Annotated in this window: 19 protein-coding genes; 13 read left to right on the top strand and 6 right to left on the bottom strand. The window is 43.1% G+C overall.

The genetic code is table 11. The annotated features are described in order from the left end of the window. Window positions 1-55 precede the first annotated feature (55 nt). The 8 genes from cyoE (at window position 56) to HGH90_RS18605 (ending at window position 4,860) form a co-directional block, all read left to right on the top strand. On the top strand, window positions 56-931 hold the full coding sequence (gene cyoE, locus HGH90_RS18640; RefSeq protein ID WP_247679906.1) for a heme o synthase: 876 nt from the start codon (window positions 56-58) through the stop codon (window positions 929-931). A 1-nt stretch (window position 932) separates the two neighbouring features. Then, on the top strand, window positions 933-1,514 hold the full coding sequence (locus HGH90_RS18635) for a heme-copper oxidase subunit III (protein WP_247679905.1): 582 nt from the start codon (window positions 933-935) through the stop codon (window positions 1,512-1,514). A gap of 27 nt (window positions 1,515-1,541) precedes the next feature. After that, window positions 1,542-2,216: a cytochrome c oxidase subunit 3 gene (locus HGH90_RS18630; protein WP_168738517.1), complete on the top strand. Its 675-nt coding sequence runs from the start codon at window positions 1,542-1,544 to the stop codon at window positions 2,214-2,216. 62 nt (window positions 2,217-2,278) lie between these two features. Then, window positions 2,279-2,686 carry a cytochrome C oxidase subunit IV family protein gene (locus HGH90_RS18625; RefSeq protein ID WP_168764774.1) on the top strand — a complete coding sequence of 136 codons (408 nt, stop codon included), beginning with the start codon at window positions 2,279-2,281 and terminating at the stop codon, window positions 2,684-2,686. Window positions 2,687-2,738: 52 nt separating this feature from the next. After that, a complete protein-coding gene (locus tag HGH90_RS18620) occupies window positions 2,739-3,431 on the top strand; it encodes an SCO family protein (protein ID WP_168764773.1) in 693 nt (230 codons plus the stop codon). A gap of 76 nt (window positions 3,432-3,507) precedes the next feature. Further along, window positions 3,508-4,080, top strand: coding sequence for a DUF420 domain-containing protein (locus tag HGH90_RS18615; RefSeq protein WP_168764772.1), 573 nt, complete (start codon window positions 3,508-3,510; stop codon window positions 4,078-4,080). Between the two features lie 62 nt (window positions 4,081-4,142). Next, entirely contained in the window at window positions 4,143-4,358 is a 216-nt protein-coding gene (locus HGH90_RS18610; RefSeq protein WP_169191633.1) for a hypothetical protein, read from the top strand. A 22-nt stretch (window positions 4,359-4,380) separates the two neighbouring features. After that, complete coding sequence (locus HGH90_RS18605; RefSeq protein WP_168764771.1) at window positions 4,381-4,860, top strand: GNAT family N-acetyltransferase; 480 nt, start codon at window positions 4,381-4,383, stop codon at window positions 4,858-4,860. Between the two features lie 6 nt (window positions 4,861-4,866). Here HGH90_RS18605 and HGH90_RS18600 read toward each other — a convergent pair whose 3' ends face one another. The 3 genes from HGH90_RS18600 to HGH90_RS18590 all read right to left on the bottom strand — a co-directional run bounded on the left by HGH90_RS18600 (window position 4,867) and on the right by HGH90_RS18590 (window position 6,431). Beyond that, window positions 4,867-5,475 (bottom strand): MarR family winged helix-turn-helix transcriptional regulator, encoded by a 609-nt coding sequence (locus tag HGH90_RS18600; protein ID WP_168764770.1) that lies wholly within the window; start codon window positions 5,473-5,475, stop codon window positions 4,867-4,869. Between the two features lie 98 nt (window positions 5,476-5,573). After that, complete coding sequence (locus HGH90_RS18595) at window positions 5,574-5,834, bottom strand: DUF2024 family protein (RefSeq protein WP_168764769.1); 261 nt, start codon at window positions 5,832-5,834, stop codon at window positions 5,574-5,576. Window positions 5,835-5,855: 21 nt separating this feature from the next. After that, a complete protein-coding gene (locus HGH90_RS18590) occupies window positions 5,856-6,431 on the bottom strand; it encodes a protoglobin domain-containing protein (RefSeq protein WP_168764768.1) in 576 nt (191 codons plus the stop codon). Window positions 6,432-6,605: 174 nt separating this feature from the next. Between HGH90_RS18590 and HGH90_RS18585 the strand changes: the two genes are divergently transcribed. After that, on the top strand, window positions 6,606-7,913 hold the full coding sequence (locus tag HGH90_RS18585; protein ID WP_168764767.1) for a chloride channel protein: 1,308 nt from the start codon (window positions 6,606-6,608) through the stop codon (window positions 7,911-7,913). Here HGH90_RS18585 and HGH90_RS18580 read toward each other — a convergent pair. From HGH90_RS18580 to meaB, 3 genes are all read right to left on the bottom strand, one after another. Continuing rightward, entirely contained in the window at window positions 7,879-8,205 is a 327-nt protein-coding gene (locus tag HGH90_RS18580) for a DMT family transporter (RefSeq protein ID WP_168764766.1), read from the bottom strand. The genes HGH90_RS18585 and HGH90_RS18580 overlap by 35 nt on opposite strands. 151 nt (window positions 8,206-8,356) lie before the next feature. Beyond that, on the bottom strand, window positions 8,357-9,022 hold the full coding sequence (locus tag HGH90_RS18575) for a DNA alkylation repair protein (RefSeq protein ID WP_169191694.1): 666 nt from the start codon (window positions 9,020-9,022) through the stop codon (window positions 8,357-8,359). Between the two features lie 6 nt (window positions 9,023-9,028). Further along, window positions 9,029-9,931 carry a methylmalonyl Co-A mutase-associated GTPase MeaB gene (gene meaB / locus HGH90_RS18570; protein ID WP_168764764.1) on the bottom strand — a complete coding sequence of 301 codons (903 nt, stop codon included), beginning with the start codon at window positions 9,929-9,931 and terminating at the stop codon, window positions 9,029-9,031. A 246-nt stretch (window positions 9,932-10,177) separates the two neighbouring features. Here meaB and HGH90_RS18565 point away from each other — a divergent pair, with 246 nt between their 5' ends. The 4 genes from HGH90_RS18565 (at window position 10,178) to HGH90_RS18550 (ending at window position 13,559) form a co-directional block, all read left to right on the top strand. Next, window positions 10,178-10,813, top strand: a complete 636-nt coding sequence (locus HGH90_RS18565) for an LON peptidase substrate-binding domain-containing protein (protein WP_168764763.1) — start codon at window positions 10,178-10,180, stop codon at window positions 10,811-10,813. A 168-nt stretch (window positions 10,814-10,981) separates the two neighbouring features. Next, complete coding sequence (locus tag HGH90_RS18560; RefSeq protein WP_169191693.1) at window positions 10,982-12,277, top strand: hypothetical protein; 1,296 nt, start codon at window positions 10,982-10,984, stop codon at window positions 12,275-12,277. 122 nt (window positions 12,278-12,399) lie between these two features. After that, window positions 12,400-12,948, top strand: a complete 549-nt coding sequence (gene lptC, locus HGH90_RS18555) for an LPS export ABC transporter periplasmic protein LptC (protein ID WP_145662748.1) — start codon at window positions 12,400-12,402, stop codon at window positions 12,946-12,948. A 272-nt stretch (window positions 12,949-13,220) separates the two neighbouring features. Continuing rightward, window positions 13,221-13,559, top strand: a complete 339-nt coding sequence (locus HGH90_RS18550) for a tRNA-binding protein (protein ID WP_168764761.1) — start codon at window positions 13,221-13,223, stop codon at window positions 13,557-13,559. The last annotated feature ends 425 nt before the right edge of the window (window positions 13,560-13,984 follow it).

The raw sequence follows: 13,984 nt of genomic DNA, 5'->3' as shown, positions 1-13,984 counted from the left end.
GACTTAAACCCGGAATGTGGCTAGAAAAAAAATGTTGCAAGAAAACTCCATAAAATTGTCGTCATCGTATGCAGTAGCTAGCAAGGTGAAGGATTACTCTCAGCTGATGAAGTTTAATCTCACCTTTATGGTGGTATTTTCGTCAGTAGTAGGCTATCTGCTTGTACCTGGCGTGGAGTTTAACTTAGTAAAAGTTCTTTTATTATTCGCTGGTGGTTTGCTGGTTTCCGGATCAGCCAATACCATTAACCAGATATGGGAAAGGGAAACAGATAAACTAATGGCCCGTACTGCTGTACGTCCATTGCCTTCCGGGCGGATGAACGTGAGTGAGGCGGTGATATTAGCAACTGTAACCGGGTTGGCTGGTATCTTTGTAATGGGATACTGTTTTAACCTCCTTTCTGCCCTGCTGAGCCTGGTTTCTTTGGTGATGTATGCTTTTCTATACACCCCCTGGAAGAAATGGAACTCACTGGCAGTATTGGTAGGCGCGTTTCCCGGAGCTATGCCTTTATTAATTGGTTGGGCAGCAGGGGCCGATAACCTGAGTTTAGGTGGCTGGTCTTTATTTGCCATCCAGTTTTTATGGCAATTCCCGCATTTCTGGGCCATCGCCTGGATTGCATATAAAGATTACGCGAGGGCAGGCTTTAAAATGTTGCCTGGTAGCGGCGAACCCAACAAGTACACCGCCTTACAGGCAGCCACGTACACCTTGTTGCTGATTCCTGCCGGTGTAGCGCCTTACCTCCTGAAAATTACAGGCAGTATCTCTGCAATAGTGGCTATTCTCGCTGGTATATTCTTCCTCTACAGGGCAATCAACCTCTACAGAAAGAATGATGTACCAGCAGCACGCAAGCTGATGTTCGGATCTTATATTTATCTGACTATTGTTCAGCTGGCACAGCTACTGGACAAAGCTTAAAATGAAAAGAGGAGTGATGGATACTATGACATTAGAACAACGTAAGAAAATACATCCGCATAAATATTCCCTATGGATTGCTATGGGCAGCATCACTATGATGTTTATCGGGTTTACCAGTGCTTACATTGTTAAAAGATCCCAGGCAAATTGGCTGGCATTTGAACTGCCACATATTTTCTGGATATCTACTGCAGTGATTTTAACAAGCAGCTTGACCATTCACCTGGCTTTAAAGCAATTTAAAGAAAGGAATATGCAACGCTATAAACAGTTAATTACGCTTACAGCTATACTGGGTGTGGTGTTTGCTGTTTGTCAATGGATAGGATTTTCTCAGTTAAAGGCAATGGGACTTCCCCTTAACGGGCCTGTTTCTGCCTCTTTTATTTATGTTATCGTAGGCGTGCATATGCTGCACGTACTGGGTGGTGTAGTTGCACTGCTCGTTATGTTTGGCCGGGCTTACAGAACCCGCATACGCACCTACAGCGCAGTACCCATTGAAGTAGCCGCTACCTACTGGCATTTCGTGGATGTATTGTGGATTTACCTGTTAATTTTTTTAAGTATCGCCAGATAAACTTTGTAAAATTTTATAAAACTAACAATGGATACAGCAGTTACAGCGAAGAAAAAATGGTGGGCCGGAGGATATTCTCCCTTTAATGTGAGCTATGGCAAGTTGATGATGTGGTACTTCCTGATGTCAGATGCGTTCACATTCGGCGCATTATTGATAGCATATGGTACCATCCGGTTTTCCAGCCCATCCTGGCCTGATCCGAATGAAGTGTTCAAATCATTTCCTGGCATGGGCCATGCCGAATTGCCGCTGATGTTCGTGAGCTTAATGACCTTCATTCTCATCATGAGTTCTGTAACCATGGTACTGGCGGTACACGCTGGTCACATGAGAGATAGGAAAGCAGTGGCTAAATGGCTCCTACTGACTATCATTGGTGGTTTCGCCTTCCTGAGCTGCCAGGCATGGGAATGGACACACCTGTTCCACGAAGGTGCATGGTGGGGTCGTAATCCTTTCGTCAATGCAGATGGTACACAGGCTTCTACCAACTTCACCAACTTCTTCTTTACCATCACAGGATTCCACGGATTACACGTTACCTCCGGTGTTATCCTCAATATCGTAATCCTCGCCAACGTACTGAAAGGTACTTACGATCAAAGAGGCCATTACGAAATGGTGGAAAAGGTAGGACTGTACTGGCACTTCGTAGATCTGGTTTGGGTATTCGTATTCACCTGCTTCTACCTGCTCTAAGACAAGATGGATTATTGATTATTTGGAATCTGATTTTTAGCATTTATTTAATTTAAATAGTAATGGAGCATACACACACTGCAGCAGGACACGAAACTGCACATGTTGATTCGTCTACTAAATCTATCTGGAGAACGTTCTGGATCCTGTTGTGTATCACCTTAGTGGAAGTAGGTCTTGCATTTTTACACCTGGAATATGGTTTCCTCCCAAGAGTAGTGCTGAATGCAATATTCATCGGCCTTACCGTTGTGAAAGCCTTCTATATCGTGGCTGAATTTATGCACCTGGGTCATGAAATCAAAAACCTGATCATGACAATCTTGATACCTTTGTTACTGTTCATCTGGTTTATCGTTGCATTCCTGTATGAAGGCGACTCCTGGAAGAATATGAGGAAAGACCTGAAACCAGGTACACCGGTGGAAACACCTAAAGTAGGACCCGCTGTAAAGCCAGGACACGTTTAATTCATATATAAATTCAAGGACCATTTCTCGCAGGGCTATATTAGGAGTTTCATTGGCTATTCTGGTGCCGCTTTTGGGTTATCTCATCGTAGATCACTATGGAAAGAATGTAGTGCCAGTACCAGGATACTATATCCCTGAAAGAATAGATACGATCCATGAAAATGGTAAAGTTTCCTACGATACCGTTTTTCATAAGATCAGAGACTTCCACCTCACCAACCAACTCGGCCAACAGGTAAGTCTCAAAGACATGGAAGGAAAAGTGTTATTAGTTGATTTCTTCTTTACCTCCTGTCCAAGTATCTGTCCTACGCTTACCAAAAATCTGAAGAAGATCCAGGGAGCCTATGTAAAGAATGATTCTTTACTCCAGATCCTCTCTTTCTCAGTAGACCCGGAAAGGGATACGGTAGACAAACTGCGTAAGTACGCATATGATTACCAGGTAAATCCAGATAACTGGTGGTTGCTTACCGGTAGTAAAAAAGAAATCTATGACCTGGCCAGAAACGACTTTTTTGTTTCGGTAACAAAAGGAGATGGAGGCCCGGATGATTTCATACACACGGAAAAGCTGGTGTTGATTGATAAAAACGGGAATATCAGGGGATACTATAATGGTTTGGATTCCAATGCGATTAAAAAGGTGGCCGGCGATATCGCCATTCTCCACCTGGCAAAGGAAAGACACCGGCCAGGATTTATAGCCTTTCTTAAGAAGTTATTCTCCGGAGAAAAATAATTGATGATTTTAAGTGAAGGGTGAATAAGGAAAGGGTGTTCACCTTTCTTTATTCACCCTTATATATTTTAAAGACATGGAACTAAAAAATAAAAACCTCAATACGCCCATTACGATCGTTTCCATTGCCATCCCGGCGCTGGTGGCGTTATTGTTCGTTTTACCCAAGCCAGACCTGCATCCTGGATTCGATATCCGGATACTGCCCCTGTTCCATGCTATTCTCAATACTACTACTGCAGTATTGTTACTGGCCAGCCTCTACTTTATCAAGAACAAATACGTAAAAGCGCATAAAACTGCCAACCTGATCGCAGTGGCCTTGTCCGCCATTTTCCTGTTGTCTTATGTTACGTATCATGCCCTGGCGCCTGAAACCCGTTTCGGAGATATCGACCATAATGGTGTGCTGGATATGGCAGAGAAAGCTGCCCTCGGAGGTATCCGCTACTTTTACTATTTCTTATTGCTCACACATATCCTGCTAGCCGGTATTATAGTACCATTAGTGCTCTTTACCCTGCTGCGCGGATTCCAGAACGACGTTCCCCGTCACCGCAAAATTGCCCGTATTACCTGGCCGCTTTGGTTTTACGTGGCCGTAACCGGTGTCATTGTATACATTATGATTTCTCCTTATTACCACTAATATAATTAAGGAGATTTTTTAAACGGGATATCCTAATTTTGTAGCATCAAACGATAAGTACTATGAAAAAGGCAGGTTTGTTTTTGTTAACAAGTGTTTTGATGATGATGAGCGGGTCAGTAATGGCACAGTGTTCACTTTGCACAAAAACAGCGCAGCAGCTGGGCGAAGGCCCTGCTAAAGGCCTGAATAACGGTATTTTGATGTTGGCTTTAACCCCCCTGATAATTATTGGTTTCCTGGCTTTCAGGTGGTGGAAAAGTAATAAGGAAGCCTGATAAAGTATAACCCTTAACAACTATGATTACCTACAGAAAGGCGGATATAAGTGATATCCCGCAGCTGATTACATTGCGGCTGAAGTTTCTGAAAGAAGTATACCCTAAAGCCGATTCCGCTCAGGATCATACCCTCACAGCACATCTTAATATGTACCTCGCCGAGCATCTCAGAGCCGACAGCTTTGTAAACTGGATCGCAGAAGCAGAAGGCAAGGTAGTGGCAAGTGCCGGCATTATTTTTTATAATCAGCCGCCACTATACCACAACCTTGAAGGCAAAGTTGCCTATATTTTGAATGTATATACACTTCCCGCTTTCCGACGGAAGGGCATTGCAAAATACCTGCTTGAAAAAATTCTTGAAGAAGCCCGGAAACGTAATACTGGTAAGGTAAGCCTGCATACCAGCAAAGACGGACGTTTATTATACGAACAGTTTGGCTTCGTGGCCGGAGATAATGAAATGACCTGCCAGTTGCAAATACCAGTTGTACAATAATAACAGCTACTCTTCCCGAAGTTCAAATACCGGACAATCTACCCGCAAACCGCCTTGGTTTAGGGATATTTTCAACAGATTGCAGTAATGCCCCTTTTTCATGGCATAATGCTGGCAATTGAAACACATAGGCTGTGAAGAAATCACTTCCTGTTGGTTAAGCTGGTAAATCAGCTGCATCAGCTGCTCCAGCAATGTGCTTTGGTCTTTGGAAGACAGTTGCTCCACTGTTTCCTGTAATGGTGCCGCAAACAGTTCTACTTTTTTTGCTACCGCCCTGCCTTCCTTTACCAGGTGTAAAGTGTGACTACGGGTGTCGGTGAGACTTGCTTTACGGGTCAGGTAGTTCTTTTGCTCTAAAGATTTCACTGCATCACTGATAGTGGCTTTGGTCATGTTAAAGTGCGATGCCAAAGTTGTAACGGTACGCTGCTCCTCTGGATAGTGCAGTAAAAAAGTAAGTACCTGAATCTGTATGGGACTAAGCCCATACTGTGTAGCCTCCTGCCATAATAGTACGCGGAAGGCCTCTGATAGTCGCTCCAGGGAGGCCACTACTTTGCTAGATGTGTTTTCTGCCTGCTGTGCGGGGCTGAATGTGGAAACTTTCCCCATATTTTCTTGCTGTCCTTAATAGTTAATGGGGCAAGGTACAATATTAATGTATGGCGGGAAATAGCATATTAGTGACATTCCTGATTATTCAACAATTTTTAGTGACATCCTTCCAGCTCATGTATGTAATAACCCCGCTGGGAGATATGTTCCTGCCATTGGGGAATGATTTCGGTAAGATGGCAAAAGCGGCAGTCTTTATGCGAAACAGACAAGGTTTCCCCCTTTCTCGATCGCAGATAGTTATTCCCATACACTAAAACATCCTCGAAACAAGTAGACTTGTCAACTATGATGTCGAAATGAAGGTAACCTCCATCTTTTTTCTTTACATAGGTGTCGAAAACAGCAACTGTCATAACAACTGGTTTAAGGGATGGTTACTCATAGGTAAACTGCCTGGCGGAAGGGTATATCCATAGTAATACACTGAAACAAATAGCTTTAAACCAGGCCTGCTGCATACGCGCAGTAGTTTGAGGTGGATACCCGCTATCACCCAGAAAAGGCCGTCCCGCCTCTGCAACCGGGTAGATAAACGTAGATAAATAACGCAAGTAACTGGAAGGCAATTCATTTACAGGATCTAATCCCGTACCCGGATGTAATTGCGCTACAATGCGCTCTTCCAGCTGCCACCAGTCATTCCCCTCTCCCCGGTTGCATAGATCTATAATCCATTGCCGGAAATGCGGTCGTAAGCGTTGCAGATAATCTGCATCCGGCGCCCCATTTTTCGTAAAGTAATGCGCCAGATAATTATTTTTGAGTATGTGATCGTACCAGGCATCCAAAATCTCTTCTGTGTGCGCCAGTAAGATATTACCTGCCATCAGCAGGTATTCCTCATCCTCATGAGTGAAGAGCAGCATCCTTTTTAAAGTGACCAGGGTTTGTGCATCGGGCGTAGAGGGAGAGCCGGAATCCGCCGGATTATGCCGCAGCGCGTCATTCATAAGTAGTGATTTAGATTTTCATGAGGAATGGTTCTTACAAATATAATAAGGTTACCTAACTAAAAAAATATTATATATCTTTTGTAATTCAATAATAGTATATATTAATAAAAGTTTATTTGTGATTGTAACGCGAACAATATAGCTTTGAGCATAAGGACTATAAAATACCGCATGATTAATATCTTTCATCGCATCAATAAAAAGGGACTTCACATAACCCCGGACTTTCCCCTGCTGTCAATGCCTGCAGCTATCACATCCTCAAGGATCCTCCGGTTATCCGCTATAGCCGTATTAGTTGCCATCATTGGCATAGCAGCCGCCAAAGGCATCACAATGGCTATTCAGGCTACTACCTCCCTGACATTTTATGGAAATCTGTCACATCTGGAAGCAGGAGCGGGAGATAGTGAGCTGGGTATTTTAATCATGTTGGCGCCGGTAGTTGGTGCCCTGTTTCTAACTATATTCTCAAAACAAATCAAGGCTTTCGGGAAAGCTATCGGGCTTACGCTGGCTATAGGCATGGGTGGCCCATTGGGCGCCGAAAGTCCGGCAATGATGCTAAATGGCGCTATCGGCAATTGGCTGGGCAAGCTGTTCCGCTGTACGGTAGCTGAATCACAGCTGCTATTAATAGTTGGTGCGACCAGTGCTTTCGGCTATTTGTTTGGTGCACCGGTAGCATCCATCATACTTGCGTTGGAAGTATTTTTAGCAGAATATACATTGGCAGGGATCATTCCTATAGTGCTGGCAGCAGCCACTACTGCTGCAGGCAGCTATCTGCTACGGGGTACTGCGCCGGTTTTTACCATCAGTGCAGCACCGGTAACAAATTTGCCGGCAGTATTGGTATACGCAGTGGTAGGCTTAATTGTTGGTGCATGGGGCAGGGTTGTTTCAAAGTTATATCTCCGGTTATATGATTGGTTAGGAAAGCTAATAGATAGCAATCGTTGGTATTTGTTAGTTCCTGTGTTGCTGGTGGCGCTAACCGGATATTTTTCTCCCAGAATATTGGGTACAGGAGAGCATTATCTGGATGACCTATTGCAGGCGCACGTTACGCTGGCAATTTTATTCGCATTGGCTGCCGGAAAATTACTGGTATGGATTTTCTTCTCCAGTGCCTATAAAACAGGGAGTGGCATTACGCCCCTATTGCTGATTGGCGGCGCCACGGGCTTGTTGTTGGGAGTGGTTATCCAGCTATTATTCCCATCTGTAGTAATACACTCCGGCACCCTGGTACTGGTAGGCATGGGTGCAATGATGGTAGGTACTTCGCGGACATTACTTACCACGGTAATATTACTATTAGAAGCAACCCATGATATGAACACGGCTATACCTTTACTGATAGCTTGCACCATCGCTTATGGAATCGCTGCATTCGGAAAAAAACAGCGCAAAGCAATGCTTCGCGCTGATGAGGTATCGGTTAATCATGACCCGATACAAACTTTAAACCGATGATAGAGCCAATTAACAAAGCGAGAAAAAATAGCCGCCATACTGCTGCCGGCTCTTTAAAAAATATCATCCCGGCAATAGCAGTACCTGCTGCGCCAATGCCCGTCCATACCGCGTAAGAGGTGCCTATGGGGAGTCCTCCGTTGATGGCCTTATTCAGAAAGAAAAAGCTTAAAGAAATACATGCTATGAAACTGAGAGAAGGCCATAGCCTTGAAAAATTCTCAGAATACTTTAATGAAATAGTAAAGCCTATTTCAAATAGTCCACCAATGACAAGGAATAACCAAGGCATAACACTAAATTTAAAAAGTAAGAAAAATAGATTAAAAGGAAGGGCATGAAACACCCGCTCTCTGCGGATCAGAGACCGTAATTAAATACTGCGTAAGTGAGAGATATACCGAATGAAGTAAAACGCATGCAGCAAAGGTAGCAAAAATTATTTATTCTATTCTTCTGAGCGCTTCCCGCTTGCTCAGTGGAGCTAATGCTGTACTATTTACAAAGGTGCGTACGCTCTCGGGATTTGTTTTGGAATACTCCCGCAACGCCCAGCCAATTGCTTTCTGGATAAAGAATTCTTTAGAATGAAGCTGTGTTTTAATGTAACGATATAATAATTTTTCGTTGGTGTGTTGTTTGTAACCGTTCTGAAAAATAATAGCGGCCCGTTGTAGCCACATATGGTTACTGGCAATCCATTTATTCGTAACAGCTGGTTGTTGAGAAGAAAACTTTCTGAGCCAGGGGGCCGCTACACAGGATACAGTACTATCCACCGTATCCCACCACGACTTATGGGTAATCATGTATTCAATCAGCGGAAGGTTATCAGGTGTCCGTGTCTTGTGCATTTGTTGCAGGAAGTCGATTGCTGCATATTGGTATTCACGCTCAGGAAGTTCCCAAAGCGATTTTATAAGACCCGGTATATCATGAATGTCTGGAAGCCCATGTTGGGTAATGAGTGTTTTATTGAGCTGGCGGCGCTCGGGTGTTTTAATGCCCAGGAACGCAAACTGATCGCGCATATAGGCTTTCATAGCTGCCGCATTCTTGGCGTTGGCCGCACAGGTATAAGTTTGTGTAATCAGGGAAACATATGACATGCGTAGTTAACTTTTGGTAGAAATATAACGGTATAGGTTAAACGCCTTTTTCTTGACCAGTTGTTGTATCTCTTGCTGGAGAGCTTGTTTGGAGATATCCTTCATACGACGGTGCTGTATGAGTTGATATGCTTTTTCGGCCAGCAACAGTGTATGTCTTTGTTGTTGGTGAGATACCTGCGCATGATGTTGTTCGATGGCTCGTATGATGTCGTGTATACCTTCCTGTTGGGTAGCTACCGATTTGATGACCGGTATTTCCCAGTTACCGTGATACTTGCTGTGTGCCAGCAAGCGCAGGTTTTTTGCAAAGATATCAGCGTTGTCGCGATCGGCTTTGTTGACAATAAAGATATCGGCTATCTCCATTAAGCCCGCTTTCATAGTTTGTATTTCATCACCGGCTTCGGGTACTACTACCACCACGGTAGTATCTGCTACGCCGGCAATTTCAACTTCGCTTTGTCCAACGCCTACTGTTTCAATAAAAAGATAATCGAAGGCAGCTGCTTTAATCAAGTCGCTAACTTCAATGATCTTAGGACTTAATCCTCCTAAGGCGCCTCTGCTGGCCATAGAGCGGATGTACACATGGGGATCATTAAAGTGTTGACTCATTCTTATCCGGTCGCCCAGCAAAGCGCCAAAATTAAAAGGTGAAGACGGGTCTACAGCAATGATGGCTACGCTTTTTTCTTGTTCCAGCAACTGGGTGATCAGGGCATTAACGAGGGTGCTCTTGCCCGCTCCCGGAGGGCCGGTAATGCCTACCACTTTGGTATGGTTGTTTACCGGGAGCTGTTCCAGCAGCTGTTCATAGCCAGCAGCTTCGTTTTCAACCAGTGAAATGCAACGGGCCAGTGATTTAATGTCTTTATCAGCCAGGCCATCTATTAACGATTGGTACATGCCCAAACTTTATAGTGGTAAATATTCACGTAATTTTCTCTCCCGGTTCTTTATGGAGAAACGCTGTGTACAGCGGTTACGTATTATTAAGGTATGTATGAGTCAGTACGTTTACTAAAACATAATAATGTTAACTATAAAGGTATCCCTTTTATTTAATATAAGGCTACTGCCCTGGGCTTCTGTGTTTTGGCTGGGTAGTTGCCGGATGATTTTTTAACTTTAACAAAACACGGCTAATCTGATATGACAAATTTCATTTCCATATTTCCGCTTGGAGTGGTAGTGTACCCGGGAGAACAATTGAACCTGCATGTTTTTGAACCGCGCTACAAACAGCTGGTGGCTGCCTGCATCGCTGAGCAAAAGCCATTCGGTATCCCGGTAGTGATAAATAAGAAAATAATGGAATATGGAACACTGGTGCAGATAAAGAGAGTAGAGAAAATGTATGAGACCGGTGAAATGGACATTGTAACAGTGGGTGACCGGGTTTTCCGAATATTGGAGCAGGTCACTGAAATACCGGATAAGTTGTATACTGGCGCCATTGTAAATTATCCGGATAATAATGAGGGCAGCCATCAGCGCTTACTGAAAGAAGTATTGCATGGTGTACGGGAATTACATGCCATCCTGCAAATCCATAAATCCTTTAAAAAGGAAGATACGGCGCTGTTGTCGTACGATCTGGCGCACCATGCAGGACTATCGCTGGACGAAGAGTATGAATTATTACATCTTTTTTATGAAGCTCAGCGTCTGGAATATCTGAAACGCCATCTGCACAAGGTAATTCCAATGATGGCTGAAATGGAACGCCTTAAGGAACGGGTATTACTGAATGGACACTTCAGGAATTTATCTACAGATAATTTATAAAATATATAATATGATTACCTGTAGTGCATTTCAAGCCTTTTTTAAGCCAACTTTAACGTGCATTTAACAGGTCGGTTTTTGGTTTTTTTTGCTTCCCGCTTTAAAAAGTAGATATTTGCAGACCCATATTTGACAGGAATAAGGGCTTAAACTCAATTCTGTAACTCAATGCATTGGACAAAAGTCAGTATTCTTTGCTTGCTGGGCACCTTTTTCCTGGTGGCAAATAAAGTTAGCGCACAAGAGAACTCACCATATTCCCGCTACGGATTAGGAGATTTGAACAACAACCAGAATACCGTAAATCGTGGTATGGGGGGCGTTTCTCAAGCTTACAGTGATCCTCAGGCAGTAAACTTTGTGAACCCGGCTAGTTATTACAGCCTGGTATTAACCACTTTTGATGTTGGCATTGAAGGCGGCGCAAAATCTATTACTGACCGGGGAGCTAAATTTAGTTCCGGGTTTGGAACACTCTCTTACCTGCAGTTAGGTATTCCGTTGGTAAGAAACAGGTGGGGCCTCAACCTGGGCCTGCGCCCGGTTACCAGGATATCTTACAATATTCAACAAGGCTTCAACAGCAATTTCGGAGATACTACCAAATGGCCGCTTACCAACAAGTATGAAGGCAGTGGCGGCCTTTATCAACTATATGCTGGTACGGGCGTTCGTGTGGGCGATTTTAGCATTGGCGTAAACCTGGGCTATCTTTTCGGTAACGTAGAAAACAACACCCGTTTATTCTTCCCCGATCCTAACACCTACCCTTCCCATAAAATGACCCGTATTACTTATAATAGCTTCTTTTATAAGCTGGGTTTGCAATACAGGGCTAAACTGAATAAGGAAATGGATATGACCTTTGGCGTTACTGGTAGCATGAAACAAAATATGAATGCCCGCCAGGAAATGCTGAATGAAACGCTGATGTCGAATGGCGCCGGTAACTATACCAACCAGGATACGGTAAGCTATGTAAAGGGCAATAAAGGTAAGGTAGTTTACCCGGAAGAATTTGGTGGCGGTATTATGATCCGCAAATACGATAAATGGTCAGTGGGTGTGGATTATACTTCCAATCAATGGCAGAATTTTAAAAGCTTTGAAGTAAAGGATTCTGCTTTACAGAATGCCTGGAAGCTGGCGATAGGCGGACAATTTGTGCCAAATGCAACTGCCCTCAGCGGCTACTGGAACAGGGTGGCATACCGCCTGGGCGCCTACTATGGGCAGGATTACCTGAAGCTGGCCGGCCAGAATATGCCAATGATGGGCTTTACAGTAGGTGCGGGGTTGCCGGTACGCCGTATGCCTTACTCCAATCAATACAGTATGCTCAACCTTGCTTTTGAAGTGGCGCACCGTGGTAACAACCAAACCGTGTTGAAGGAAAATACTTACCGGATATCATTAGGCTTTACCCTTAGTGATAAATGGTTTATCAAGCGTAAATACGAATAAAATCTTTATTCATTAATCGTGGCGGAGATATAGGCAAAGTTTTAATATAAACTACGCTTATATCTCCGCTGCATTTCTGCCAATAGCTGCGAATAGCTATCTTTGACCTATTATATGCTCAAATGATTAAAAGAGTTTGCTTATTTCTCATAATAGCCGTTGCCGTTAGTAGTTGCGAAAACGACCTGAAAACGGTAATGGAATTCGATTCCAAAAAAGCGGCCACCGAAAACGGAGTCGATATTGTTACCATCTTCAGTCAGGGCGGTAAAGTGAATGCAAAGCTCCTGGCCCCCACCATGGAACGCAGCCTTGATAAGCCCTCTTATGTGGCTTTCAATAACGGTTTGCGTGTACTGATGTACAACGACAGCCTCGGCATTGAAAGTACCCTTTCTGCCAAAAAAGGGAAGTACCTGGAGGCAGAAGGAAATGTATACCTGACAGACAGCGTGGTAGTCATCAATAAGAAAGGCGAAAAACTGAATACCAATGAATTAAACTGGGATCCCAAACGGAAAATCTTCTATTCTACCAAAGAAGTATTTATTACTACGCCTACCGATTCCCTGCATGGCTGGGGACTCGAAGCTAACGAAGACTTTACTGAAAAGAAAATATTGAAGGTAAGCGGTCCTATTACCGTAGAGGATAGCACTGCCTTAAACTGATTTGGCTAACGTAAGTCGCTATACGAAAGAACCCCACCTCTGCAGGTGGGGTTCTTTCGCTTTAACCTATTTTTTAACCTAAAATTTGCGGTAAAAAGTCAATAATTATGCCAGTTTGCTATATGAAGCAGGTTAGTTTTTTCCGTTCATAACATTTAAATCCCGCTGATTGTTAAACAAAGTCGGTTTATTTTTTCCACACAATAAAGTCTCGTTCGAGGTTGTGGGTCCCATTGCGGTTTGTTATATTGCCAGAAATAATTCAATAAAAGATGGAAACGATTACCTGGCCGGATTTTGAAAAAGTAGAAATAAGAGTAGGCACTATCCTCGAAGCAAATGATTTTCCCAAAGCACGTAACCCGGCGTACCAGTTGCTGATCGATTTTGGACCTGAACTGGGTCTGAAAAAATCTTCTGCACAAATTACCGCACTTTACCAGAAAGAAGACCTAATCAACAAACAGGTAGTTGCTGTTGTGAACTTCCCTCCCAAGCAAATCGCCAATTTTATATCAGAATGCCTGGTATTGGGAGTGGTAGGCGATCATAAAGAAGTGGTATTACTTCAACCAGATAAGAATGTAAAGAATGGCCAACGAATTGCCTAATGGTTTTCAGTATTTGCTATTTTTTTACTGATTAATAATTCATAATGAATATTTTATATTTCTAATTCTAAATAATAATAATATTATTATTAAAATAATATGACTGCACATTATCCATTATCATCTGTTTACGAACAATAATTCATCGTTCACGGAAATGAAACCTAAGACAAAATTCCCCGGTATATCTTTGTTCTAGGTTTTTCATAGGATATGGTTAAAATTATTACAAGGGCGGTATTCTTACCAGCCCTTTTTTTATTCTTTCTCGCTCTTAGGCACACTTTTAGGCCAAATATTTGTTTAAACATCTATTTGAACTGATAATCAATTTATTGGGAGGAAAAGACGCATATTAAGTTATCATGAAGTATTTTTTACCCCCTTACGTTCACCCTCCTTTTTCTCGCGTTTACCGGATAAAA

The sequence above is a fragment of the Chitinophaga sp. Ak27 genome, from assembly GCF_012726295.1.
Taxonomy (GTDB): Bacteria; Bacteroidota; Bacteroidia; order Chitinophagales; family Chitinophagaceae; genus Chitinophaga.
This window is presented reverse-complemented; position numbering and strand designations above follow the sequence as displayed.